Genomic DNA, 25,551 nt, shown 5'->3' with positions numbered 1-25,551 from the left:
TGGTAATGTGACTACTTAAAGGGTTAGGACCTCTTTGGACTAACTTTCCCCCGTGGTAGTTATACATTCCAGAAAGCAAAAGAAATTCATCGTTTATTTTTTTCAAAATTTATAAAAGGGGGATACGATCATGGATACAATGGGTCGTCACGTTATCTCAGAACTTTGGGGATGCGATTTTGATAAGTTAAATGACATGGAGTTTATTGAGAAAACATTTGTTGATGCAGCGTTAAAGTCTGGTGCTGAAATTCGTGAAGTTGCGTTTCATAAATTTGCACCACAAGGCGTTAGCGGTGTTGTAATCATTTCTGAATCACATTTAACTATCCATAGTTTTCCTGAGCATGGCTATGCTAGCATTGATGTGTACACATGTGGTGATTTAGATCCAACGGTTGCGGCGGATTACATCGCTGAAGCATTAGGTGCGCAAACGCGTGAAACAATTGAATTGCCTCGTGGTATGGGTCCAATTGAAATTAAACAAGCAAAAGCTTTATAATAAAGTGTAAGAGAAAAAGAGGTGTAGATTCTGCACCTCTTTTTTATCATTCATTGAAAAGTGAGGAGACGAACAGTGAAATGGAAGCATATACTAACAAATCATAATGAAACATCTGAACGTCATTCGGATGAACAGCTAAAAAGCCGTTATTACAAAACGACACAATCCACTGCATTACAAGTAGTGAAAGAAATGTTTGAACAGATGGATGGGTGTCGTATTGTAGCGATATCAGAAGAACGAGGAGAAATGAGCGTATCGCTAACGAAAGGAAAAAAAGCGTTTATCGTCGTGACGGTTATTTCTGTTCGACCGTTTGAAACAGCAATTGACTTTTCAGTGACAACGGAAACAACATGGCTTCCTGTTGATTTCGGATTTAGTCGCCAGCTCATCATCCGCTTGTATGACGAATTAGCGAAACGATTAACATACATCGGGTCGGGAATATATGGAGAGAAGTAGTTGTACATCGTCCTTTTTTTGTCTACTATAAAAGTAAAATTACTGCTAGGGAGCTGATATATATGAAATGCCCGTCGTGTCACCACAACGGAACGCGTGTGCTCGACTCGCGTCCTGTTGATGAAGGGCGTTCTATTCGTCGCCGTCGTGAATGTGAACGTTGTCATTTTCGCTTTACAACGTTTGAGAAAGTGGAAGAATCGCCGCTTATTGTTGTCAAAAAAGAAGGAACACGAGAAGAATTTAGCCGTGAAAAAATTTTGCGTGGTCTTATTAAAGCGTGCGAAAAGCGTCCGGTTGCCCTTGAACAATTAGAAGAAGTAACGCGGCAAATTGAGCGGGAATTACGCAATAGCGGCATGAATGAGGTGAAAAGCGAAACGATCGGTGAAATGGTGATGGAACGATTGTCCAAAATTGACGAAGTCGCTTATGTTCGTTTTGCTTCTGTATACCGCCAGTTTAAAGATTTAAACGTCTTTATCGAGGAATTAAAAGAACTAATAAAAAAAGAACAAGGAGAAAGGGCATAATATGCTCTTTTTCATATGAAGAAGGTCGATAATATGGAATATAGTTGGAAAGAATTAATTGCGGTCGACCGATATATTGTCCACGCCAATGGTGTTTTAAGTGAACTAGATCGGAAAGTATTGACACTGTTATATCAACCGTTAATTGGTGCGCAAGCGTATAGTTTATATATGACGTTATGGAGCGAACTTGAGCAAACACGCTTATGGAGTGAAGAGACGACACACCATAGTTTAATGGCAATTATGCAATGCAGTTTGCCAACGATATACGCTGAACGTTTAAAACTTGAGGGAATCGGGTTGTTAAATACGTATATGAAGCGAACGAATGCAGATGATGAACGCGTATTTATTTACGAGCTTCGCCTTCCCCTTACACCAGAACAATTTTTCACTGATGGTGTGTTAAATGTATTTTTATATGATCGTGTAGGAAAAACGAAATTTCAAAAGTTGAAAAAGTTTTTTTCTGATCGTGCTATCGATCGCACTTCTTTTGTACCTGTGACGCGCTCATTTCACGATGTATTTTCATCGATCCAGCCTGAAAAAATGATTCATAAGTTAGGCGACGAAGCGAAGCAAGAAGTAACGCTCCAAGACGGGCATCAGTATATAGGAAAAGAACAAGCGATGTATACGATGCAAGATGATATATTTGATTTTGACGCATTTTATGCAGGACTGTCTCATCATCTCGTCCCACGTCGTGCGATTACTGCAAAAGTGAAAGATGCGATCAAAAAGCTAGCTTTTTTATATGGCATTGGCCCGCTTGACATGCAAAAAATTGTGATGAGCGTCATCGATCCCGCAGAACAAATTGATATCGAATCATTAAGAAAAGCGGCGCAAGAATGGTATCAATTTGAACGTGGTGAGGCGCTTCCGCGGCTATATGATCGCGTGCAACCGTTAGCGGAGCGGACGATGGCGCATGTCGAGCCAAAAAACGAAGAAGAATATTTAATGAAACAGCTCGAAACCGTTTCACCGAGACAGTTGCTTATGGACTTTTCTGGTGGAGCTGAACCGGCGTTAGCGGATTTGCAGCTAATTGAAGAAATGATGTTTAAGCAAAAACTGCCACCAGGCGTCATGAATGTACTTATTTATTACGTTATGTTGCGTACAGATATGAAGCTTCCGAAAAAATATGTTGAAAAAATTGCAAGTTCATGGGCTCGGAAAAAAGTGCGGACAGTGAAGCAAGCGATGGAATTAGCGAAAAAAGAAGCGCGTGAATATGAAACATTTATGAAAGAAAAAGAACAAAAAGGCTCTAAAAAGCCGATTCGTACCGAATTGTTGCCAGATTGGCTCCAAACAGATTACTCACAATTTGAGCGGAAACAAGCGAAAACGGAAGAAGAATTAGAACAAAAAAGGCGCGAGTTGGAAGAACGGTTGAAAAAGCCGAAAAGTTAGGGGATAAACGATGAAACCAATTCGGGAAACAATCCATCATTTGTTGAATCGCCATGATTTTAAAGAACGATATGAGGCGATGAAACGCGATATTTTAAACGATCCACACGTTCAATCGTTTTTACGTGGTCATGATGTGACAGATGCGATGTTAAATCGCCATCTTGGCAAATTGTATGAGTTTGTACAACAAAGTAAACATTGTGAGCGTTGTTCAAGTTTAGAACAGTGTCCTAATTTGCTGAAAGGTTATACACCACATTTAATTTGGCAAGGGAAAAACATTGATGTGCAATACGAGCGCTGTGCTCGCAAAGTGCAAGAAGATGAACGAAAAAAACAACAGTCGCTCATTCGTAGTTTGTTTATCCCGCGTGATATGTTACAAGCATCATTTGATAAGTTAGAAACGGACGATCTTGGACGTATTGAAGCGATCGAACTTGCGAATACATTTGCATCGACGTATGAAGTAGGTAAACGAATAAAAGGGTTATATTTATATGGGTCATTTGGAGTAGGAAAAACATACTTGTTAGCAGCGATGGCGAATGAATTAGCTCAAAGACATATTGCTTCATTTCTTGTGTACGTGCCGGAATTTGTTCGTTCATTAAAATCATCTCTTCAAACGGATGCGTTTCAAGATACGATTGAATATGCAAAACAAGTCCCTGTGCTTATGCTCGATGATTTAGGGGCAGAACTTATGTCAAGTTGGTGGCGCGATGAGGTGCTCGGGCCGATTTTACAATATCGCATGCTTGAGCATTTACCAACATGTTTTACATCCAATTTTGACTTAAAACGTCTTACTCATCATCTCGCCCATTCGCAGCGCGGTGAAGAAGAACAAGTGAAAGCGGCGCGAATGATTGAGCGAATTGTCTATTTAGCTACTCCGATCGAAATGAAAGGAAAAAATCGACGAATCGAAATGTGATAAACGTTCGGTGTTCCCCATATATATAAAACAAGCATGTTTTTGGAAAAGGGGGGGCACCGTTGATTTATATCGTATTTCAAGATGGACAAGATGCGCAACGACTATTTGCTGAATTAAGTAAAGCACCACAACCGTATGGGAAATTGCTTTACGATGACAAGACGATTACTATTTTCTTTCATGAACAAGATGTTGCGCACATGCGCGCATTGTTTATTCCGATTTTTACTTCATGTATCATTCGAGCGTTTGAAGCACGTTGGATTTTATCAATTATTTCACGCACGTTTTTTTATGAAAATGAAGAAGAACAACAACAAATTTTACAGCTTACTTACTCGTTTATTGACGGGGAAAGGTACGACTATCGTCTCGGAAAAAAAATGAGTACGCCGCGCGAACAACTTATTGCTAAATCTCTACATGAATGTTTACATGAAGGCGTATTTTCATTTGAGTCGCTTATGACTTTTCGTTTAAAGCCATATTATGATCGGCTTATGCATTATGTTGAATTAGCGATTGATGAATACAAACTAGAACAAGAATATCAAGCGTTCGTGCAATTGCTGCGCGAAATTGTTTCATCACGACAGCCACAAATGAACGTCCTTCATTTAGTATATGAAAATGATACGTTTCAATTTTTCGACGATTGCTTTTTTCACTTATCTTCTCAACAATTAAAGCAGTTTATTGATCGTCGTCTCATGGTGAGTCAGCCGATGTACATTGATACATCTGTATTAGCACCACTCGTGTCGATAGCACCGGAAAAAATATATATGTATACAGATGTCACAGATGTAGGGATGATTCAAACGATTCAAAACGTATTCCAAGAGCGAATTGAGCTACGACCACCTCTTGATTTTCCAAAAAAATATGCTTATAATGACATACATAATGAATAAGGTCAAAAGTGATGATGAGGACACGGGTGTATTTTTACGGTTCACAGAGAGGGAAGGCATAGGCTGAAACCTTCCTAACACGAAAAATGCACTTACCACCTCTAAACTTCAGCAGTGAACAATGGGACGATTACCCGTTTAGTAATTGCTGACGGTTTGCGCCGTTATCGAAATGAAGCCGTTTATACATTCGTTTTGCGTTTGTATAGACGGGAAGAAGGGTGGAACCACGAAACCAACTCGTCCCTCGTTTTTGGGACGGGTTTTTTTATTTTTAAAAAAGGAGTGAATAGCTTTGGCGGATGTAGTAAAAATTACATTTCCAGATGGAGCAGTAAAGGAGTTTCCGAAAGGAGTGACAACGGAAGACATTGCGGCTTCCATTAGCCCAGGACTGAAGAAAAAAGCGATTGCAGGAAAGCTAAATGAGCGCATGATCGATTTACGCACACCGATTGAAGAAGATGGTGCCATTTCAATTATTACACAAGATATGCCAGAGGCGCTTGATATTTTGCGTCATAGCACAGCGCACTTAATGGCGCAAGCGGTGAAACGACTATATAAAAATGTAAAACTTGGCGTTGGCCCTGTCATCGAAAACGGCTTTTACTACGATATTGATGTCGATGTCCCAATTACAGCGGAAGACTTACCGAAAATTGAACAAGAAATGAAAAAAATCGTAAAAGAAAACTTAGACATCGTTCGAAAAGAAGTAAGTCGTGAAGAAGCGATTCGTCGCTATGAAGAAATTGGCGATCCGTTAAAAATTGAACTCATTCATGACATTCCAGAAGGAGAAGTTGTCTCCATTTACGAGCAAGGGGAATTTTTCGATCTTTGTCGCGGTGTGCACGTGCCGTCAACAGGAAAAATTAAAGAGTTTAAACTGTTAAGCGTGGCAGGTGCGTATTGGCGTGGCGACAGTAAAAACAAAATGTTGCAACGCATTTACGGCACAGCCTTTTTCAAAAAAGAAGACTTAGACGAATATTTACGTCTTTTACAAGAAGCAAAAGAGCGCGATCATCGCAAGCTAGGAAAAGAACTTGATTTATTTATGACATCACAAAAAGTTGGACAAGGATTGCCACTTTGGCTTCCAAAAGGTGCGACGATTCGCCGAACAATTGAACGTTACATCGTCGATAAAGAGCTATCCCTCGGTTATCAGCACGTATATACACCGGTGCTTGGTAGCGTGGAATTATATAAAACGTCTGGCCATTGGGATCATTATAAGGATGGCATGTTCCCACCGATGGAGATGGATAATGAGCAGCTCGTATTACGCCCAATGAACTGTCCACATCATATGATGGTATATAAACATAAAATTCATAGCTATCGCGAACTGCCAATTCGCATCGCAGAACTCGGCACGATGCATCGTTACGAAATGTCTGGTGCGCTTACAGGCTTGCAACGTGTGCGCGGCATGACATTGAATGATGCACATATTTTCGTGCGCCCAGATCAAATTAAAGATGAGTTTAAGCGTGTCGTTAATTTAATTTTAGACGTATATAAAGACTTTGGTTTAACAGACTATTCATTCCGTCTATCGTATCGCGATCCGCAAGATAAAGAAAAATATTATGACGACGATGCGATGTGGGAAAAAGCACAAAGCATGTTAAAAGAGGCGATGGACGAGCTTGGGCTTGACTATTACGAAGCGGAAGGTGAAGCGGCGTTTTACGGTCCAAAGTTAGATGTTCAAGTGCGTACGGCGCTAGGAAAAGACGAGACGTTATCGACTGTTCAGCTTGACTTCTTGTTGCCGGAACGTTTTGATTTAACATATATCGGTGAAGATGGAAAACCGCATCGCCCAGTCGTTATTCATCGTGGTGTTGTATCGACGATGGAACGCTTCGTTGCCTTTCTAATTGAAGAGTACAAAGGAGCGTTCCCAACATGGCTAGCACCAGTGCAAGTACAAGTCATTCCGGTCGCTCCATCCGTTCATATGGATTATGCGTATGAAGTGAAACATGCGTTACAATCAGCAGGCTTGCGTGTCGAAGTCGATGAGCGTGAAGAAAAAATCGGCTATAAAATTCGTGAAGCACAAATGCAAAAAATTCCGTACATGCTTGTTGTAGGTGATAATGAAGTAAACGAACGAGCAGTGAACGTACGAAAATACGGTGAACAAAAAAGTGAAACGATGCCGCTTGATGCGTTTGTTGATTTCATCACAAAAGAAGTACGAAAATAGTTGCATTTTCTCTTCATGTTTGTTATAGTTTTACTTGTTGTGATGAATTGACATCAGTTGACAATGCGTTTTCGTTTATGGTATATATGTTAAAGTAAAAGTAAATACTTGTTTGGAAACAAGCAGAAGCACCCGCTTCTCACCTGATCGACGCCGTAGGGCTGTTAACAGGTTCATGACAAAACAAATGTTGTGAGTGAGACGTGTGGGTGTATTGTACCCACACGTTTTTTGTTGTGTGCGTTCTGCTTTAACAAACAAGTTTGAAAAAACCGTGGAGGTGGCTAGTTATTAGCAAAGATTTTATTATTAATGAGAACATTCGGGCACGTGAAGTTCGTTTAGTCGATCCAAATGGAGAGCAACTTGGGATCAAAACGAAACAAGAAGCGTTAGAAATTGCAGCGCGTTTAAATTTAGACTTAGTGATGGTTGCACCAAATGCGAAACCGCCAGTATGCCGCATTATGGATTATGGCAAGTTCCGCTTCGAGCAACAAAAGAAGGAAAAAGAAGCGCGTAAAAAGCAAAAAGTGATTAACGTAAAAGAAGTTCGTTTAAGCCCAACGATCGAAGAACATGACTTCAACACGAAATTGCGCAACGCGCGGAAGTTCCTTGAAAAAGGAGATAAAGTGAAAGCGACGATTCGCTTTAAAGGACGTGCGATTACGCATAAAGAAATTGGTCAGCGCGTGCTTGATCGATTTGCTGAAGCATGTGCGGATATTGGTACGGTTGAGACGGCTCCAAAAATGGATGGCCGCAGTATGTTTTTAGTGCTAGCACCGAAAAACGACAAATAACAAAAGGGAGGAACACCTTATGCCAAAAATGAAAACTCACAAAGGCTCAGCGAAGCGTTTCAAAAAGACAGGAACTGGTCAATTAAAACGTTCACACGCATTCACTAGCCACTTATTCGCTAACAAAACACAAAAACAAAAGCGTAAACTTCGTAAAGCAACGCTTGTATCAAAAGGCGATTTCAAACGTATTCGTCAATTGTTAGATAACGTAAAATAATTTTAGGAGGGAAATGTTATGCCACGTGTAAAAGGCGGTACAGTCACACGCAGACGTCGTAAAAAAATTCTTAAACTAGCAAAAGGATATTTCGGTTCGAAACATCGTTTATATAAAGTTGCAAACCAACAAGTGATGAAATCGTTAATGTACGCGTATCGCGATCGTCGTCAACGTAAACGCGACTTCCGTAAACTTTGGATTACGCGCATTAACGCAGCAGCGCGCATGAACGGTCTTTCTTACAGCCGTTTAATGCACGGATTAAAACTTGCAGGTATCGAAGTAAACCGCAAAATGCTTGCTGATTTAGCAGTAAACGATGCAGCGGCATTCACACAACTTGCAAACATCGCAAAAGAAAATTTAAACAAGTAATAAAGGAAATGACCATTCTCCCTTGAGGGGATGGTCATTTTTTATAAGAGGGGGAGAAAAAATGGATATAAGAAAATTATTCGATATGCAGCGGCAATTGGACGAACGAATTGAGACGGAGCGCGGATTGCGTGGTGAACGTTTAGTCGAGCGCAAGTTGTTAGCTCTTCTTGTTGAAATCGGGGAACTTGCGAATGAAACACGTTGCTTCAAGTTTTGGAGCTCAAAACCGAAAGCAGCAGATGAAACGATTTTAGAAGAATATGTCGACGGTCTTCACTTTATTTTATCGCTCGGGCTCGACCTTTCTTTACATGAGGGTGTACAATGGCCAAACGTACAAGAAAGCCGACCGCTTGTTGATCAATTTTTACGCGTATTTGAGGCGGTTCACGCGTTTCGTGGACAGCTAAATGAAGAAGCATACAATCAACTAGTGTATGCGTACGCTCAGCTTGCTCATGCTCTCTCTTTTACTGCCCAGCAAATTGAACGTGCGTACATCGCGAAAAACGAAGTAAATCATGAACGACAAAATCACAATTATTAACAACTATCGAGATGTTTAGTATAATGAATGTTGTACATAGAGAGGAGTGACAGATGTGAAAAAGCTCGATGAAACGTTAACGATGTTGAAGGCGTTAACGGATGCAAAAGGCGTTCCAGGAAATGAACGGGAAGTACGTGAAGTGATGAGATCGTATATCGCTCCGTATGCGGATGAAGTGACGACGGACCGCCTCGGAAGTTTAATTGCGAAAAAAGTAGGAAAAGAAAACGGACCAAAAGTGATGATTGCGGGTCATTTAGATGAAGTTGGTTTTATGGTGACGCAAATTGATGAAAAAGGCTTTATTCGTTTCCAACCGCTTGGCGGCTGGTGGAGCCAAGTCATGCTCGCTCAACGTGTGACGATCGTGACGCAAAAAGGCGACATCACAGGTGTCATCGGTTCAAAACCGCCACACATTTTACCTGTAGAAGCAAGAAGAAAGCCTGTTGAAATAAAAGATATGTTTATTGACATCGGAGCTTCGAGCCGTGACGAAGCGATCGAGTGGGGAGTGCGCCCTGGCGATGCGATTGTACCATATTTTGAATTTACGGTCATGAACAATGAAAAAATGTTGCTTGCGAAAGCATGGGATAACCGCATCGGTTGCGCAGTTGCTATTGATGTGTTGAAACAATTAAAAGATGTGGAGCATCCAAACGTCGTGTATGGCGTCGGAACCGTGCAAGAAGAAGTAGGCTTGCGCGGTGCGCGAACATCTGCTTTTGCGATCGAACCAGATATTGCGTTTGCGGTTGATGTTGGCATTGCTGGTGATACACCAGGTGTATCAGAAAAAGATGCGATGGGAAAACTCGGAGGTGGACCGCATATCGTTTTATACGATGCAACGCTCGTTTCTCATAAAGGATTGCGTGAATTTGTCATTAGTGTCGCAGAAGAAATGAACATTCCATACCGTTTTGACGCGATGCCAGGCGGCGGAACAGACGCTGGTGCGATCCATATGACGATGCGCGGCGTTCCAGCGCTCACCATTTCCATCCCAACGCGCTACATTCACTCTCACGCTGCCCTTCTTCACCGCGATGACTACGAACAAACAGTAAAACTACTAGTCGAAGTCATTAAGCGTCTCGATGAAGGAAAAGTGAAAGAAATTACGTTTGATTAAGAGAAGAGAAGTCGACTCGAATAGGGTCGACTTTTTACTTTTTTTCAAAAAATTTTTATTGACCTAAGTTAAATAATTTACTAAAATTTTATTAACAGAAGTAAGCGCTTACTAAAATAAAACTTAGTTCTAGGGGGAGATAACAATGAATAAGAAAAGGTTATTTAATTTCTGATTATTTAGGTAACTAGTATTAAAATAAATTTAAGCAAAAGTGGTGATCTAGAATGATTGAACATTTAAAAAATGAATATATAAAAGCATTTCAAGGGGGATATGGAAGATCATCTGTCTTCTTCGCCCCCGGCCGTGTTAATTTAATTGGGGAACATACAGATTATAACGGAGGATACGTTCTCCCGTGTTCGCTGCATATGGGGACGTATGCGGTCGCTCGGTTGAATGATGATGGGATGATTCGGCTCTATTCAAAAAACTTTCATGAAGATGGAATTGTCTCTGTGACAAAAGATGAACTTGCATATGACGAACGTCATGGATGGGCGAATTATCCAAAGGGAATCATTCGAGCACTTATGCCGAGAGATGCACAAAATGGGATTGACGTCTTATACTATGGCAATATTCCGAATGGGGCAGGCTTGTCTTCGTCCGCGTCGATTGAGCTCGTTACGGCTGTCATGTTGAACTATTTGTTTGAATTAAATATCGAGATGTTGGAATTAGTGAAGATTAGCCAACAAGTAGAAAACGAATATATCGGTGTTAATTGTGGCATTATGGATCAATTTGCGGTTGGAATGGGAAAAGCAGGTCATGCGCTACTGCTCGATTGCCAAACGCTTCAATACGAATATTTGCCCCTGTCTTTGGAAGATTGCTCGATCGTCATTGCCAATACGAATAAAAAGAGGGGATTAGCTGATTCAGCATATAACGAGCGACGTGCGACATGCGAGCAGGCGTTGACGAAATTACAACAATATGTACGCATCAACTCGCTTGGAGATATGACGATGGAACAGTTTAATCAATATGCACATGTATTGTCTCCGATCGAACAAAAAAGGGTGCGACATGTCGTTTCAGAGAATGAGCGGACAAAGCAAGCGGCTTTCGCTTTACAACAAGGTGATTTATATACGTTTGGACAATTGATGCGTCAATCACATGAATCATTGCGTGATGATTATGAAGTGACGGGAAAAGAGTTAGATACGCTTGTTGAAGCGGCATGGAAACATGAAGGTACAATAGGAGCACGTATGACGGGGGCAGGCTTTGGTGGTTGTACTGTAAATATTGTAAAGGACGATCATATTCCATCGTTTATTGAGCAAGTCGGTCAAATGTATGAAATGGAGATTGGTTATGCCCCAAGTTTTTATGTAGCTAAAATTGGCGATGGGGCAAAACAGCTTACAAAAGAAGGAGAGAGCATACGATGATTCTCGTTTGCGGTGGGGCTGGATACATTGGAAGTCATGCAGTGTATCGTTTAATCGAAAAAGGAGAAAGAGTTGCTGTCGTGGATAATTTACAAACAGGACATCGAAAAGCTGTTCATCCAGAGGCGATATTTTATGAAGGTGATATTCGGCATCGCGACTTTTTGAGTAGCGTATTTAAAAAGCATGAGATCGATACGGTTATTCATTTTGCAGCCAACTCCCTTGTTGGTGAAAGTGTGAAACAGCCGTTAGCTTATTACAACAACAACGTTTATGGAACAGAAGTGTTGCTTGATGTGATGAATGAATATGGCGTCAAACAAATTGTTTTCTCCTCAACGGCTGCGGTGTATGGGGAACCAAAACAAATTCCGATTCAAGAAACAGATGAAACAAACCCTGAAAGTCCGTATGGAGAAACAAAACTAGCGATGGAAAAAATGATGAAATGGGTGAACGTTGCACACGGTATTCGTTACATTTCTTTACGATATTTTAATGTTGCTGGAGCGTATGGAACGATGCTTGGTGAAGATCATCGTCCGGAGACCCATTTAATTCCACTTATTTTGCAAGTGCCGCTACGGAAACGAGAAGAGATCCATATTTTTGGAGATGATTACGACACGCCTGATGGCACGTGCATTCGTGACTACATTCATGTGCTAGATTTAGTCGATGCTCATCTATTAGCGGTAGAAAAACTAAGAAACGGTGGGGAAAGCAACATATACAATTTAGGAAATGGCAACGGTTTTTCTGTAAAAGAAGTCATTGAGGCTGCACGACGCGTGACGGGACATCCGATTCCTGAAAAAGTTGTGCCGAGACGACCTGGAGATCCTGCGCGTTTAGTTGCTTCATCGGAAAAAGCAAAACGTGAACTTGGCTGGAAACCGTTATACACAACGATTGAAGAAATTGTTGCTTCAGCATGGGAGTGGCATCAAGCGAATCCGAACGGATATGAAGAGGTGTAAGCGATGGTAAACATTTATGAAGAAATTGAAGCGCTTATTCAATATGCGCTACATCATCGTTTAATTGAACGAGAAGATGTCATTTATACACGCAATCGAATATTAGCGTTGTTGAAATTAGACGAATGGCAACAAGTTGACGTGATGCCTTCCTCGGATCGCCCACTTGTTTCCATCTTACAACGGATGATCCATTGGGCTGAAGAACATGGACGGCTTGTTGGAAAGACAGTTACTGATCGCGATTTATTTGATACAGAGATTATGAATTGTTTTGTAGCGCGTCCATCAACGATCATTCAAACGTTTTACGAGAAATATAAACGCAATAAGCAAGAAGCAACAACTTGGTTTTATGAGCTTAGTCAAGCATCCAATTACATTCGCGTAGACCGAGTGATGAAAAATAGACGATGGAAAGCGCGTACGAAATATGGGGATATGGATATCACGATTAACTTATCCAAACCCGAGAAAGATCCACGGGACATTGCGCGCATGAAGGATGTAAAAGAACAACGTTATCCTACTTGCTTATTATGTATTGAAAATGAAGGGTATGCAGGAACGATTCGTCATCCTGCACGAGCGAATCATCGCATCATCCCACTTCATTTATGCGGTGAACGTTGGTTTTTCCAATATTCCCCTTACGTTTATTATGATGAACATTGCATCGTATTACGCGATAAACATGTGCCGATGAAAATGGAAAGAAAAACGTTTGAGCGGTTGCTTGATTTTGTCGATCAATTTCCACATTATTTTATCGGCTCTAATGCTGATTTACCAATTGTAGGAGGATCTATTTTATCGCACGATCATTTTCAAGGTGGAAAATATACGTTTGCGATTGAAAAAGCTCCATCTGATTTTTCGTTTACATTGCCAGCTTATCCTCACGTACAAATGAGCATTGTTCGTTGGCCGATGTCAGTTATACGTATACGTGGAGCAAAGAATGATGTATTACAAGTGAGTGATTTGATTTATAAAGAATGGAAAAAATATAGCGATCCTCAAGTGGATATATATGCACAAACAAACGATGTGCCGCACAATACAGTCACGCCAATTGCTCGTCGACGTGGGGAGTTGTACGAGATGGACATTGTGTTAAGAAACAATCGCACATCAGCGCAACATCCATACGGTATTTTTCATCCACATGAGGAGCTCCATCATATTAAAAAAGAAAATATTGGATTAATTGAAGTCATGGGATTAGCGGTATTGCCTAGTCGATTAGCGGATGAATTAGAGAGTGTAGCGATATATATGACAAACAAAACACCGAAAGAACAATGGGAGCCGGCATTATTGAAACATTGGGAATGGGTGCAAGACATAATGGAAAGACACTATGTTTTTGATGATGTACATGAATTATTAAAAGAAGAAGTAGGAAAACGATTTGAACAAGTACTCGAACATGCGGGAGTGTTTAAGCGGACGGAAGAAGGAAAGCGAGCGTTTCATCGCTTTATTCAACACCTTCAGGAACGAAATGAATAAAGATGGGGAAAAAAGATGTATATCGGTGTAGACTATTATCCAGAACACTGGCCAAAAGAAATGATTGAAGAAGATATTCGAAGAATGGGTGTGAAAACGGTCAGAAGATGGGGGCAAATGGCTATTTGGAACTGTTTGTACCGTCAACATGCGATATTGATGGAAAATGTTTTCGAGGAGGTGAATTGAGGATTCAAGGGGTTGATGTAGCAGTGTTAAGAGAGCATGATGAAGCCGTGAAGGTTTAGAGAAGTCTCGTTCCGACAGTTGGCAACATAATATGCGTAAGATGATAATGTCTATAAACATTGGATCTTACGCACTTAGTGAAAAGGCTCATTTCATTAAGACAACAACTGAAAAATGTATGTTTTTCGGCTGTATATTCTTAATTAGACTCCTTTTTCACCAAAAGTTCATAAGAATTAAAAAAACAGGAGGGATTTTCTTTGAAAAAGATTTTGACACTATTTTTAGTAAGTATTCTTCTATTAACTGCTTGTTCTTCAAAAACGAAAAACGGTGGAGCTGCAGATAGCACAAAAAGTACGAATGAAATAACAGTGTGGACGTGGGATCCAAACTTTAACGTAAAAGCAATGAAAATTGCAGAAGAGTTTTATAAGAAAGAGAATCCTAATTTTAAATTGAAAATTATTGAAAATGCTCAAAAGGATGTCGTTCAAAAGCTTAATACAAGTTTAAGTTCTGGCACAACAAAAGGCTTGCCAAATATCGTATTAATTGAAGACTATAGTGCACAGAGCTTCCTTAAAGCGTATCCTGATGCATTCTATGACCTATCAAAATATTTCAAAGCGGAAGATTTTGCTGAATATAAACTTGCTTCTACTAGCTTAAATGGTAAACATTATGGGCTTCCGTTTGATACAGGGGTTGCTGGGTTATATGTGAGAACAGATTATTTGCAAAAAGCGGGATATACTGTTGATGATTTACAAGGATTGGACTGGAACAAATATATTGAAATTGGGAAAAAGGTAAAACAAGCAACGGGTAAATATATGCTTGCACTCGATCCTAAAGATCTGGGGATTATTCGTGAGATGATTCAAAGTAGTGGTTCATGGTATGTGAAAGAAGACGGAGTAACCCTGAATTTGGCAGACAATGAGCCGCTGAAGGAAGCATTTAAAACTTACAAAGAAATTGTAAACGCAGGGATATCGAAACCTGTTTCTGACTGGGGTCAATTTATTTCCTCTTTTAATAGTGGAGCAGTTGCATCGATCCCGACAGGAAACTGGATTACAGCTTCTGTTAAAGCCGAAGCTTCTCAGGCTGGTAAGTGGGCTGTTGTGCCTTTTCCGAAACAATCGGGCATTCCTAACTCTGTTAATGCTACGAACCTAGGTGGAAGTTCTTGGTATGTACTTAACATTCCTGGAAAAGAAAAGGCGGCAGAATTTCTAGCTAAAACGTTTGGATCAAATGTTGAGTTTTATGAAGCGCTAAACAAAGAAATTGGTGCAATTGGCACATACAAACCAGCTGCTAATAGTGAGGCCTATAAGGCTGCAGATGAGTTTTTTGGAGGTCAAAAAGTAACAGCTGATTTCTCCAAATGGATGACAGAAATTCCTCAAGTAAACTATGGTGCACATACGTATGTGATCGAAGATATTTTAGCAGTTGCGTTGCAAGATTACTTAAAAGGCAAAGATCTTGATAAAGTGTTGGAAGATGCACAAAAACAGGCAGAACAACAAGTTAAATAAATATACAGAACATCTATCAATTGTTTTATGAATTAAGCCTCGGGATTCCGCCGTCCTGTCTGGTTTTTATACTAGCACCATTCCGTAGGAGGCGGAGTGGTTCGGGGCTTTTCAGTGAAGAGGTGCGCCTTGAGTTGTTATTTTCATGCGCGGAAGGAGAGTAAAAGTTTGTTCATGGATTTTTTGTTATCAATAGTGATAGGGAGTTGAGATAAGATGAATATAGATTTGACGATTAAAACAGGTCGAAATATTAATCGGAAACACCGTATTAAGAGCACAATAGTTGGATGGTCTTTTGTGATATTGGCTACTATTATGATTTGCGTATTTTATTTCTATCCAATGGTTCAGGCATTGATTCTTTCGTTACAATCAGGTTCGGGTGCGAATCTAACTTTTGTTGGACTGAAAAATTATGCTCGTCTATTTAACGATCCTACCTTTTTAACAACTGTAAAAAATACAGTGATATACCTTATTATTCAAGTTCCGATTATGATTATTGTCGCTTTATTCTTAGCCGTACTATTGAATAATCCGAAATTAAAGCTGAGAGGATTGTTCCGAACAGCAATCTTTTTACCATGTGTCACTTCCCTAGTTGCGTATTCTGTCATATTTAAATATTTGTTTAGCGAAGATGGATTGATCAACGTTATGTTGACGAAATTTTCCCTTATATCTGAGCCAATCAACTGGCTAGGTGATCCTTTTTGGGCTAAAGTGACCATTATTATTGCTCTTACGTGGAGATGGGCAGGATATAATATGATTTTTTACTTATCTGCTCTACAAAATATTGATCAATCCATTTATGAAGCCGCTAAAATTGATGGTGCTTCGCCAGTTCAGCAGTTTTTTAAAATTACGATTCCATTGTTAAAGCCTGTGATTTTGTTTACGTCAATCACTTCAACAATCGGTACGCTCCAGCTGTTCGATGAAGTAGTGAACATTACGCAAGGGGGACCGGGAAATGCAACGATGACGATTTCTCAATATATCTACAATCTTTCATTTAAATATACTCCTGATTTCGGTTATGCGGCAACAGTTTCGTATGCGATTGTGATTATGATTGTATTCTTTTCTATTATTCAGTTTAAAGTGGCAGGTGATAAAAATGAGTAATCTTAAAAACGTATTCAACTATACTGTTTTAACCATTGCATCTATTGTTTCTGTGTTTCCATTTTTGTGGATGGTTGTTAGTGCAACGAATAAATCAGTAGAAGTGACGAAAGGGCGGTTATTGCCAGGTAGTCACTTTATGGAAAACTTCCGCAACCTGCTTGATAGCACTAATCTGGTCAATGCATTAATGAATTCGGCAAAAATCGCGATTGTAACAACTTTACTTGCATTGTTGGTCTCCTCTTTGGCTGGTTACGGATTTGAAATTTTTAAAAGCAAAACAAAAGATTTTGTATTTAATTTCTTGTTGCTTTCAATGATGATACCTTTTGCTGCTTTAATGGTCCCGTTGTTTAGAATGTTTGGGACAATATCACAAATATTTCCAAGCATCGGTATTGATACAATGACGGCCGTTATTTTGCCGACAGTCACAACGGCATTTCTGATTTTTTTCTTCCGCCAAAACACGAAAATGTTCCCGAAGGAAATTATTGAAGCGGGCCGAATTGATGGATTGTCTGAATGGGGGATCTTCTTCAGGCTGTATGTCCCTACCATGAAAACAACCTATGCAGCCGCGGCCATTATTACATTTATGTCGAGCTGGAACGGCTATTTATGGCCACTTGTCATATTACAGTCCCCGGAGAACCAGACGGTGCCATTGCTTATATCAAATCTCGGATCGAGTCATTATCCGGATTTTGGAATGATCATGACCGCTGTTGTGATCGCTACCTTGCCGACGGCGCTAATCTTCTTTTTCATGCAAAAGCACTTCGTTGCTGGGATGCTCGGTTCAGTAAAATGATGAGTAAGGAGTGTGGAAATAATGAAAAAAACATTAACAACCCCCACATTAGAATGGCTTTCAGATCCTCGTGTGTTCGGTGTTAATCGACTACCTGCCCATTCGGACCATATTTATTATGAGACGTTGGAAGAAGCAAAAAGTGGAGTTTCCATGTCGATGCGCTATGAGTTGAATGGGAATTGGAAGTTTCACTATGCAGTCAATCCAGCTAGCCGACCGGCGGAATTTTATCAGCTCGATTTTGACTGCTCAAACTGGAGTGATATTTCCGTACCAGGACATATTCAGTTGCAAGGTTATGGAACTCCCCAGTATGTAAATGTAATGTATCCGTGGGATGGTCATTGCGATGTTCATCCTCCAGAAGTTCCTATGGATTATAATCCAGTAGGAAGCTATATAAAAATTTTTAATCTCCCTAAAAGCATGAAAGATAAACCGGTGTATATTTCTTTTCAAGGAGTAGAGTCAGCGTTTTATGTTTGGTTGAACGGGCAGTTTGTTGGGTATAGTGAGGACTCTTTCACGCCGGCAGAATTTGAACTTACACCTTTTATAAAGGATGGAGAGAATAAGCTCGCGGTTGAGGTTTACCAGTACAGCACCGGAAGTTGGCTTGAGGATCAGGATTTCTGGCGTTTTTCTGGAATCTTTCGCGATGTATACCTTTATACAGTGCCAGATATTCATGTCTATGATTTACATGTTCGCGCCGAATTGGATTCGTCCTATACGAGAGGCATGTTAACGGCGGACCTTACCTTTTTGTCTCCGGTACCTGCCGGCTCTAGGTTTATCGCTGAACTGTATGATGCGAAAGGCGACCTTGTCGCCAAAAAAGACGGAGAGCTTCATGGCGAAAAGGGGACATTTTCCATTGCGGTCGATGAACCGGAATTATGGAGCGCGGAGAAACCGTATTTGTATAAGCTATATATTCAGATTTTTAACGAGTTTGGCCAATTGGTAGAGGTTGTTCCACAGAAGGTCGGTTTTCGAAGATTCGAGATCATCAATAAAGTTATGCACCTTAACGGAAAACGGATTGTATTTAAAGGCGTTAACCGACATGAATTTCATTGCCGAAGAGGCCGGGCGATCACAAAGGAAGATATGCTATGGGATATTAAAACGTTGAAGCGTCATAACATTAACGCAGTCCGTACGTCACACTATCCGAATCAAAGCTATTGGTATGAACTGTGCGATGAATACGGCATCTATGTCATTGATGAAATGAATTTGGAAACGCACGGAACGTGGCAAAAAATGGGCCGTGTCGACCCCACATGGAATGTTCCGGGGAACAATCGAGAATGGCAAGACATTGTTATGGACCGGGCGATTTCAATGTTTGAAAGGGATAAGAACCATCCTTCCATCCTGATTTGGTCATGTGGAAATGAATCGTATGCTGGGGAAGTTCTGTTAAACGTCGCCAACTATTTTCGGTCAGTCGATCCGAGCCGTCTTGTCCATTATGAAGGAGTATTCTACGCCCGCGAGTACAATGATATAAGCGACATAGAAAGTCGTATGTACGCAAAGCCTCATGAAATTGAAAAGTATTTAACAGAAAATCCGGATAAACCGTATATCAGCTGCGAATATATGCATGCAATGGGGAACTCGCTCGGCGGGATGTACAAATATACGGATTTGGAACAAAAGTATCCGATGTATCAAGGTGGTTTTATTTGGGATTTCATTGATCAAGCCCTTGTGAAAAAAGATCGTTATGGAAAAGAATTTTTGGCATATGGAGGGGACTTTGGCGACCGTCCAACCGATTACGGTTTCTGCGCGAACGGAATTGTCTATGCCAACCGGGAGTTGTCACCGAAGATGCAGGAAGTAAAATATCTTTACCAAAACTTTAAGCTTTCACCGGATCAATACGGTGTTAATATTAGAAATGAAAGTCTTTTCACTGACACAAGTGAATATGATTTAGAATACGTCCTATTCCTTGAAGGGAGAGAGTTGTATCGAAGCAAGCTGAATGTATCGGTAGCACCGCAGGAAGAGAAAAGAGTCGAGTTCGACTGGCCCCTTGGGATGATGGCAGATGCAGGTGAATATTGCATTCATGCATCATTTAAATTGAAAGAAAAAACACTTTGGGCTGATGCTGGTTATGAGGTGGCATTCGGCCAGTTTGTATTCCAGATTGGTTCCAAGGAATTCGTTGTTCCTAGCGGAAAGTTAAAAGTTGTCCATGGTGATGTCAACATTGGGGTGCACGGCAAAGATTTTACGATCATGTTTTCCAAACAGGCAGGAAGCCTAGTTTCAATGAATTATGCAGGCAAGGAGATGATTGCGGTCCCTCCTGCACCATTGTTTTGGAGGGCCACGACTGATAATGACCGAGGTTTTTTGCAAGACTTCTATTCGGGGCTTTGGTATGCGGCGAGTTTGGCACGTAAATGTGTAAAAGTCGATGTGAAAGAGGAAGCGGCCCAAGTAAATGTCACCTTTACCTACAAATTTTCCATTCACCCTGAATTGGAAGTGAAAATTGGTTATACCGTTTATGCTGATGGCAGCATTCGCGTGAAGGCGGTCTATCATGGAGTCGAGAATCTTCCGTCAATGCCGATTTTTGCGGTATCATTCAAGGTTCCAGCCGATTATAATCAACTCGAGTGGTATGCAATGGGGCCCGAAGAAAACTATGTCGACCGCTCAAAGGGGGCAAGACTTGGAATTTTTAGAAATCAAGTATCTGACAATGTATCGCGCTATCTCAAACCGCAGGAATCAGGAAACAGAACAGGTGTTCGTAAAGTAAGCTTAACGAACAACAATGGACAGGGAATAAAAATTTCTTCTATAACTGAACCGTTGGAATGCAACTTTTCGCCATACACAGCTTTTGAACTTGAACATGCCAATCATCATTACGAGCTGCCCAATATTCATTATACGGTTGTCACGGTAGCAGGTCGACAAATGGGAGTTGGCGGGGACGACAGCTGGGGCGCCCCAGTTCACGATGAATACGTCATAAAGGCAGATCAAGACATGGAATTTGAGTTTATGATTCATAAAGTTTAGCGACAACAGCATCATGATGTAAACTTCTCATCTTAGCGTTTTCGTTTATCTTGAAAAATAAAAATTGCCCTAACAATATGTGTTCATTAAAAACTAATCTTCTTAAATTACTCGTGCACACTCCGATGATCCTGTTCCTAAGGAAACCAATGGAAAAGGAGCAGGATCATTCATGAAGCGTTTGTGCATCACCAACGATCACGGATGGACACCTCGGACACTTCGCAAACAGGAACGGAAAATCAAAAACACCCTTCTTCGCCAACGGGTGATGGCGGTTCGCCTGGTCATGGAAGGCTATTTGGGCAAAGAGGTGGCCTCCATGGTCAACGTGTGCCGACAAACCGTTTCCCATTATGTGTCGCTGTTCAATGAAGGCGGTCTGGAGCTCCTGCTTCATCGGGATTTCGCCCCCGGGCGGGAGCCGTTTCTCACCGAAGAACAGCAGGAAGAGATCAAACAGCTTGTGTTGACCACCACTCCCGTAGAACTGGGCTGGGACGTCGCTTCGGCGTGGAACACCAAACTCCTGCAATCCTATGTCGAAAAGCACTTCGGTGTTTGCATTTCCCGCGAAGCGTTGCGAAAACTCCTGCACCGCAAAGGGCTGTCGTGGACACGGCCGACCTACACATTGGCGAAAGGCAATCCGGATCGACAAAAGAATTTTGAGAAACAGATCGACTTCATAAAAAAATTGTAACTATTCAGCCACATCATAAAGTGAGCTGAATATTTTTTGCTTTTCCTGTCTATGATGTGAATATTGATAGACAAGGAGGTGAATCGCATGTTGACGGTACAACAAGCTGTATTTACAGTTGAAAGCTTAATCAGCAAAGTCCAACAACAAAAGCAGCTCATTACTCACCAACAACAAGTCATTGAGCAACTGTTGAAAGAAAACAAACAGCTACGCAAAGAAAATGAACAACTGAAGTACCGTGTTCAAGAGCTGGAAGCACGCACGAAAAAAAACAGCTCCAATAGCCATTTGCCCCCATCTTCTGACCGTTTTGCCAACACACGTTCTTCTCGTCAACCATCTGGCAACAAGCCAGGCGGACAAGAAGGACATCAAGGAACGACGCTCCGTCAAGTGGAACATCCACATCATCGTGTCGTCCACCGTGTGCATACGTGTCAAGGATGTGGGGTTTCTTTGCGTGACGTCAAACCGTTCAAAGTCGATATCCGTCAAGTGTTTGATGTCCCTCCTGTGGCGATCGAGGTGACACAACATGAACGTGAAGTGAAATCGTGTCCGCATTGTCGATGCGTGCAACAAGCCGAATTCCCATCCCATGTCACGAATCATGTGCAATACGGTCCACGCCTTACTGCGCTCGTTGTTTATTTACATCATATCCAATTGATCCCGTACAAGCGTTTAAGTGATACAATCGAAGCGTTATATCAACACTCGATTAGTACAGGAACCCTTGCCAATATGGTGAAACGAGGACGCGAAGCGCTGGAATCAAATATGGACATCATCGAAGACGCCTTACTTGAATCCAACATCCTGCATGTCGATGAAACGAGTTTGCGCATCAATGGGAAACTCGCATGGGTGCATGTCGCGTGTACATCGAGATATACATACTTGGCTTCTCACGCTTCTCGTGGAAAGAAAGCAACGGATGAGATCGGGATTCTTCCACAATACAAAGGGACGATGATGCACGATGGGTTCGGTACGTATCCGAAATACACACATGCCACCCATGCCCTTTGTCATGCCCACCATTTGCGTGAGTTAAAAGGATTCATCGAACAAGGGCATACGTGGGCGATGCGCATGACCACGTTTCTGTTAGCCGCCAAGCAAGCCGTCGAAGCCCATCACGGTGCACTTTCCGAAGAAGAAGCGAGACGGTGGGAACGAGTGTATGATCGCATCCTAGAAAGAGCACAACATCGATTGGAAACGATGACACCTCTTCCGAAAAAAGCACTCGCTTTTGTTCGACGGCTTCAGAAACGAAAGGAAGAAGCGTTGCGTTTCTTACGTGAAGTACATGTTCCCTTTGACAACAACCAAGCCGAACGCGATCTTCGCATGGTTAAAGTCAAAGAGAACATTTCGGGTACGTTTCGCGTAGAAACATTCGCCCAGTCTTTTTGTATCACAAGAAGCATCGTTTCCACACTGACGAAACACGAAAAAAACGTGTGGGATTCGTTATGTCTTCTGTTGACGGGTGACACGCTTGATCGCGTTCTTTCTACCACTTAGGGCATTTTCTATTACGGGGATGCCCTATTTGTGTTGCGCTTCTTTACATACTACTATCGGAGTGAATAGTTACAAAAAATTTTATCCGCTCGCAGCGATAACTGAAAATGAATATGGTGATGGGAACGTTTATTATATTGGTGGGGGCATAGATGACGATGTGCTGAATGACCTTGCAAAGGAAATTGTGCAAAAACATCACATATGGCATGTAGAAAGCGACGAAGGTGTTGAAGTGTATCGACGTGTATGTGATGATGGTGAGTACATGTTCATCTTAAACCATACAGATCAAGAAAAAAGGTTTCACAATTTGACCCTCAAACCGTATGATAGTCAAATCGTTAAAATTTAGCATAATAAAGGGGTTGCATCAATGGCTACATTGAAAGAAATCGCAGAGAAGGCAGGGGTGTCCGTTGCCACTGTATCGCGTGTATTAAATTATGATACGACGTTATCTGTATCGGATGAAACGAGAAAGCGCATTTTTGAAATTGCCCAAGAGCTTAACTATAAAACGCCTAGGGAACGCAATCAAATGAGCGCGAAAGAACGGCTTCGTTTTGGCGTTGTCAACTGGTACTCGGAATCTCAAGAGCTTGACGATCCATATTATATGGCAATCCGTCTCGGTGTAGAAAAGGAATGTTTTCATCGCCAAATTGAGCTCGTCAAGTTGTTTAAGAAAGATGGTTCGTATGAATCAGAATGGTTAACAGGCTTAGATGGAATTATTGCTGTTGGGAAGTTTGGGAAACAAAATATTGACTTATTCATGTCAGTCACAAAACATATTGTTTTTGTTGACTACTCTCCCGATGAAGATCGCTTTGATTCTGTCGTTGTTGATTTTCGGAAAGCAACTGTTCGTGTTCTTCAATATTTGATGGATCTCGGTCATAAGCATATCGGTTATATTGGGGGGCGCGAATATGTTGGTGATGGTCAACTAGTTCAAGATGAGCGTGAACGTACATTTTATGAATATTTATATTTGCGCGGCATGTTCATTCCAGAGTATGTATTCACCGGACGTTTTATTGCTGAAGATGGATATATGTTAATGAAACAAGCACTTCAGCTACCAAATCGTCCAACTGCGTTTTTTATCGCAAGCGATTCGATGGCGATTGGAGCGTTGCGGGCGCTACATGAAGCTGGAATGGATGTGCCAAATGAAGTGGCCATCGTAGGCTTTAACGATCTTCCTACATCGAAATTTGTTCAACCACCGTTATCGACTGTGCAAGTTTATACGGAATTTATGGGCGAGACGGCCGTTGAATTGCTTGTTGAACAAATTCAAACGAAAAGAGAAATACCGAAAAAAATTGTTGTTCCAACAAAACTTGTTGTGAGGGAAAGTAGTTGTATCTATACGGTAAAGAAATAGCTTCCGCTTTGGCGAAGGCTATTTCTTTTATGATATGAACGAAAAGGAGAAAAAGCGCATGAAGCTTGTACAAGAACAACGAACAAAAATAAATGGTCAACCGATCATCGCATTTACGCTTGCAAATGATCATGGAATGGAAGTTACTTGTTTAAACTACGGGTGCATCATTACAAGTATACTTGTGCCTGATAAAAATGGAAAATATGAAAATGTTGTCTTAGCGTTTGATGACTTTTCTTCGTATTTGACAAACCGTCCGTATTTAGGAGCTGTCATCGGAAGGGTAGCCGGGAGAATAAAAAATAGTTGTTTTGAGTTAAATGGAAAAACGTATAGATTATATGCAAATGAAAATGGAAACCATCTGCACGGTGGAAAGAAAGGGTTTCATCACATCATTTGGCAAGCAGCAGGATTTTCGAAAAAAGAAGAAGTTGGTGTCTGTTTTTCACATCGGAGTGTTGATGGGGAAGAAGGATATCCTGGGAACGTCGATGTGCAAGTCACATATACATTAAACAATGAAAACGAACTAATTATTTCTTATCAAGCCATTTCTGATGAAGATACGCCGTTTACATTAACGAATCATACGTACTTTAATTTGAGCGGTAACGTAAAAAAAGATATTTTGCAACACGAACTAAAAATGAAAAGTGACCGTTTTTTACCGTTAGATCATGAATTTATCCCGACTGGGGAAATAAAAGATGTGACAGGTACACCTTTTGATTTACGTCAAGGGAAAAAGTTGAGAGAAGTCATTGAGTCAACTGATCCGCAAATTCGTTTAGTCGGACAAGGATATGACCATCCATTTATTTTAAATACTCATCATGATGAAGAAATTGTCTTATTTGACCGTGAAAGTGGGCGAACATTAGTTGTTGAAACGGATGAAGTTGGTGTCGTCGTATATACTGGGAACCAAATCCCTCATGGTGAAAAAATGAATGGTCTACAATCTCGAAAGTATTTAGGCATTTGTTTAGAGACACAAGCGTTGCCAGATGCGGTTCATCATCCTCATTTTCCGTCTTGTATATTGCAGGCAGGACAATTGTATTCATCGACAACAAAATATACGTTTCGTGTGTCCTATTAACATCATGGAACGTTTTATTTTACGATAAA

At 41.0% G+C, this 25,551-nt stretch carries 25 protein-coding genes and 1 other annotated feature; all 25 genes read left to right on the top strand.

The genetic code is table 11. The annotated features are described in order from the left end of the window. The first annotated feature begins 130 nt into the window (after positions 1 to 130). Positions 131 to 505, top strand: a complete 375-nt coding sequence (gene speD, locus NST18_RS11120) for an adenosylmethionine decarboxylase (RefSeq protein ID WP_004889085.1) — start codon at positions 131 to 133, stop codon at positions 503 to 505. A gap of 75 nt (positions 506 to 580) precedes the next feature. Beyond that, positions 581 to 973, top strand: a complete 393-nt coding sequence (locus NST18_RS11115) for a hypothetical protein (RefSeq protein WP_004889086.1) — start codon at positions 581 to 583, stop codon at positions 971 to 973. Between the two features lie 62 nt (positions 974 to 1,035). Beyond that, on the top strand, positions 1,036 to 1,506 hold the full coding sequence (nrdR, locus tag NST18_RS11110) for a transcriptional regulator NrdR (protein ID WP_004889087.1): 471 nt from the start codon (positions 1,036 to 1,038) through the stop codon (positions 1,504 to 1,506). Positions 1,507 to 1,539: 33 nt separating this feature from the next. Next, complete coding sequence (locus tag NST18_RS11105) at positions 1,540 to 2,937, top strand: replication initiation and membrane attachment family protein (protein ID WP_004889088.1); 1,398 nt, start codon at positions 1,540 to 1,542, stop codon at positions 2,935 to 2,937. Positions 2,938 to 2,947: 10 nt separating this feature from the next. After that, positions 2,948 to 3,880: a primosomal protein DnaI gene (gene dnaI, locus NST18_RS11100; RefSeq protein ID WP_004889089.1), complete on the top strand. Its 933-nt coding sequence runs from the start codon at positions 2,948 to 2,950 to the stop codon at positions 3,878 to 3,880. 62 nt (positions 3,881 to 3,942) lie between these two features. Next, positions 3,943 to 4,797, top strand: a complete 855-nt coding sequence (ytxC, locus tag NST18_RS11095; RefSeq protein ID WP_004889090.1) for a putative sporulation protein YtxC — start codon at positions 3,943 to 3,945, stop codon at positions 4,795 to 4,797. A gap of 295 nt (positions 4,798 to 5,092) precedes the next feature. Then, complete coding sequence (gene thrS, locus NST18_RS11090; protein ID WP_004889091.1) at positions 5,093 to 7,024, top strand: threonine--tRNA ligase; 1,932 nt, start codon at positions 5,093 to 5,095, stop codon at positions 7,022 to 7,024. Between the two features lie 114 nt (positions 7,025 to 7,138). Continuing rightward, positions 7,139 to 7,262, top strand: a sequence feature (ribosomal protein L20 leader region). A gap of 25 nt (positions 7,263 to 7,287) precedes the next feature. Then, entirely contained in the window at positions 7,288 to 7,830 is a 543-nt protein-coding gene (gene infC, locus NST18_RS11085) for a translation initiation factor IF-3 (protein WP_004889092.1), read from the top strand. Between the two features lie 19 nt (positions 7,831 to 7,849). Then, a complete protein-coding gene (gene rpmI, locus NST18_RS11080) occupies positions 7,850 to 8,050 on the top strand; it encodes a 50S ribosomal protein L35 (protein ID WP_003397838.1) in 201 nt (66 codons plus the stop codon). Positions 8,051 to 8,068: 18 nt separating this feature from the next. Continuing rightward, positions 8,069 to 8,428, top strand: coding sequence for a 50S ribosomal protein L20 (rplT, locus tag NST18_RS11075; RefSeq protein ID WP_003397837.1), 360 nt, complete (start codon positions 8,069 to 8,071; stop codon positions 8,426 to 8,428). Positions 8,429 to 8,489: 61 nt separating this feature from the next. Beyond that, the gene (locus tag NST18_RS11070; RefSeq protein WP_004889093.1) at positions 8,490 to 8,978 is read left to right on the top strand and encodes a dUTP diphosphatase; all 489 of its coding nucleotides are present in this window, start codon (positions 8,490 to 8,492) and stop codon (positions 8,976 to 8,978) included. A 55-nt stretch (positions 8,979 to 9,033) separates the two neighbouring features. After that, positions 9,034 to 10,119: a M42 family metallopeptidase gene (locus NST18_RS11065; protein ID WP_004889094.1), complete on the top strand. Its 1,086-nt coding sequence runs from the start codon at positions 9,034 to 9,036 to the stop codon at positions 10,117 to 10,119. 227 nt (positions 10,120 to 10,346) lie between these two features. Further along, positions 10,347 to 11,528 carry a galactokinase gene (locus NST18_RS11060; RefSeq protein ID WP_004889095.1) on the top strand — a complete coding sequence of 394 codons (1,182 nt, stop codon included), beginning with the start codon at positions 10,347 to 10,349 and terminating at the stop codon, positions 11,526 to 11,528. Then, positions 11,525 to 12,511 (top strand): UDP-glucose 4-epimerase GalE, encoded by a 987-nt coding sequence (galE, locus tag NST18_RS11055; protein WP_004889096.1) that lies wholly within the window; start codon positions 11,525 to 11,527, stop codon positions 12,509 to 12,511. The genes NST18_RS11060 and galE overlap by 4 nt, the downstream gene beginning before the upstream one ends. 3 nt (positions 12,512 to 12,514) lie before the next feature. Continuing rightward, a complete protein-coding gene (gene galT, locus NST18_RS11050; protein ID WP_004889097.1) occupies positions 12,515 to 14,026 on the top strand; it encodes a UDP-glucose--hexose-1-phosphate uridylyltransferase in 1,512 nt (503 codons plus the stop codon). A 15-nt stretch (positions 14,027 to 14,041) separates the two neighbouring features. After that, a complete protein-coding gene (locus tag NST18_RS11045; protein ID WP_004889098.1) occupies positions 14,042 to 14,215 on the top strand; it encodes a hypothetical protein in 174 nt (57 codons plus the stop codon). Between the two features lie 260 nt (positions 14,216 to 14,475). Next, positions 14,476 to 15,765, top strand: a complete 1,290-nt coding sequence (locus tag NST18_RS11040; RefSeq protein WP_004889099.1) for an ABC transporter substrate-binding protein — start codon at positions 14,476 to 14,478, stop codon at positions 15,763 to 15,765. Between the two features lie 216 nt (positions 15,766 to 15,981). Beyond that, a complete protein-coding gene (locus NST18_RS11035) occupies positions 15,982 to 16,899 on the top strand; it encodes a carbohydrate ABC transporter permease (RefSeq protein ID WP_004889100.1) in 918 nt (305 codons plus the stop codon). Further along, complete coding sequence (locus NST18_RS11030; RefSeq protein WP_004889101.1) at positions 16,892 to 17,716, top strand: carbohydrate ABC transporter permease; 825 nt, start codon at positions 16,892 to 16,894, stop codon at positions 17,714 to 17,716. Before NST18_RS11035 ends, NST18_RS11030 begins: the two co-directional genes overlap by 8 nt. 21 nt (positions 17,717 to 17,737) lie before the next feature. Next, positions 17,738 to 20,779: a glycoside hydrolase family 2 TIM barrel-domain containing protein gene (locus NST18_RS11025; RefSeq protein WP_004889103.1), complete on the top strand. Its 3,042-nt coding sequence runs from the start codon at positions 17,738 to 17,740 to the stop codon at positions 20,777 to 20,779. Positions 20,780 to 20,951: 172 nt separating this feature from the next. Continuing rightward, on the top strand, positions 20,952 to 21,482 hold the full coding sequence (locus tag NST18_RS11020; RefSeq protein ID WP_340721443.1) for a helix-turn-helix domain-containing protein: 531 nt from the start codon (positions 20,952 to 20,954) through the stop codon (positions 21,480 to 21,482). A gap of 87 nt (positions 21,483 to 21,569) precedes the next feature. Beyond that, positions 21,570 to 23,018, top strand: coding sequence for an IS66 family transposase (gene tnpC / locus NST18_RS11015; protein WP_088223283.1), 1,449 nt, complete (start codon positions 21,570 to 21,572; stop codon positions 23,016 to 23,018). A 61-nt stretch (positions 23,019 to 23,079) separates the two neighbouring features. Then, positions 23,080 to 23,373 (top strand): Beta-galactosidase C-terminal domain, encoded by a 294-nt coding sequence (locus tag NST18_RS11010; protein WP_340721441.1) that lies wholly within the window; start codon positions 23,080 to 23,082, stop codon positions 23,371 to 23,373. 21 nt (positions 23,374 to 23,394) lie between these two features. Then, complete coding sequence (locus tag NST18_RS11005; protein WP_004889105.1) at positions 23,395 to 24,414, top strand: LacI family DNA-binding transcriptional regulator; 1,020 nt, start codon at positions 23,395 to 23,397, stop codon at positions 24,412 to 24,414. A 58-nt stretch (positions 24,415 to 24,472) separates the two neighbouring features. Continuing rightward, positions 24,473 to 25,522 carry an aldose epimerase family protein gene (locus NST18_RS11000; protein WP_004889106.1) on the top strand — a complete coding sequence of 350 codons (1,050 nt, stop codon included), beginning with the start codon at positions 24,473 to 24,475 and terminating at the stop codon, positions 25,520 to 25,522. Positions 25,523 to 25,551: the final 29 nt, after the last annotated feature.

The organism is Anoxybacillus sp. FSL W8-0104, assembly GCF_038004465.1.
In the GTDB taxonomy this organism is placed as follows: domain Bacteria; phylum Bacillota; class Bacilli; order Bacillales; family Anoxybacillaceae; genus Anoxybacillus; species Anoxybacillus flavithermus_G.
The sequence above is the reverse complement of the archived record's forward strand: the minus strand, read 5'-3'. Positions and strand labels throughout refer to the sequence as shown.

Bases quoted from the DNA above. Each gene is read 5' to 3' on its own strand.
- NST18_RS11005 (WP_004889105.1), top strand. From the start codon at position 23,395: ATGGCTACATTGAAAGAAATCGCAGAGAAGGCAGGGGTGTCCGTTGCC.
- NST18_RS11025 (WP_004889103.1), top strand. From the start codon at position 17,738: ATGAAAAAAACATTAACAACCCCCACATTAGAATGGCTTTCAGATCCT.
- rpmI (WP_003397838.1), top strand. From the start codon at position 7,850: ATGCCAAAAATGAAAACTCACAAAGGCTCAGCGAAGCGTTTCAAAAAG.
- rplT (WP_003397837.1), top strand. From the start codon at position 8,069: ATGCCACGTGTAAAAGGCGGTACAGTCACACGCAGACGTCGTAAAAAA.
- dnaI (WP_004889089.1), top strand. From the start codon at position 2,948: ATGAAACCAATTCGGGAAACAATCCATCATTTGTTGAATCGCCATGAT.
- speD (WP_004889085.1), top strand. From the start codon at position 131: ATGGATACAATGGGTCGTCACGTTATCTCAGAACTTTGGGGATGCGAT.
- NST18_RS11070 (WP_004889093.1), top strand. From the start codon at position 8,490: ATGGATATAAGAAAATTATTCGATATGCAGCGGCAATTGGACGAACGA.
- tnpC (WP_088223283.1), top strand. From the start codon at position 21,570: ATGTTGACGGTACAACAAGCTGTATTTACAGTTGAAAGCTTAATCAGC.
- galE (WP_004889096.1), top strand. From the start codon at position 11,525: ATGATTCTCGTTTGCGGTGGGGCTGGATACATTGGAAGTCATGCAGTG.
- NST18_RS11030 (WP_004889101.1), top strand. From the start codon at position 16,892: ATGAGTAATCTTAAAAACGTATTCAACTATACTGTTTTAACCATTGCA.
- nrdR (WP_004889087.1), top strand. From the start codon at position 1,036: ATGAAATGCCCGTCGTGTCACCACAACGGAACGCGTGTGCTCGACTCG.
- NST18_RS11105 (WP_004889088.1), top strand. From the start codon at position 1,540: ATGGAATATAGTTGGAAAGAATTAATTGCGGTCGACCGATATATTGTC.
- NST18_RS11045 (WP_004889098.1), top strand. From the start codon at position 14,042: ATGTATATCGGTGTAGACTATTATCCAGAACACTGGCCAAAAGAAATG.
- NST18_RS11000 (WP_004889106.1), top strand. From the start codon at position 24,473: ATGAAGCTTGTACAAGAACAACGAACAAAAATAAATGGTCAACCGATC.
- NST18_RS11020 (WP_340721443.1), top strand. From the start codon at position 20,952: ATGAAGCGTTTGTGCATCACCAACGATCACGGATGGACACCTCGGACA.
- NST18_RS11035 (WP_004889100.1), top strand. From the start codon at position 15,982: ATGAATATAGATTTGACGATTAAAACAGGTCGAAATATTAATCGGAAA.
- galT (WP_004889097.1), top strand. From the start codon at position 12,515: ATGGTAAACATTTATGAAGAAATTGAAGCGCTTATTCAATATGCGCTA.
- NST18_RS11060 (WP_004889095.1), top strand. From the start codon at position 10,347: ATGATTGAACATTTAAAAAATGAATATATAAAAGCATTTCAAGGGGGA.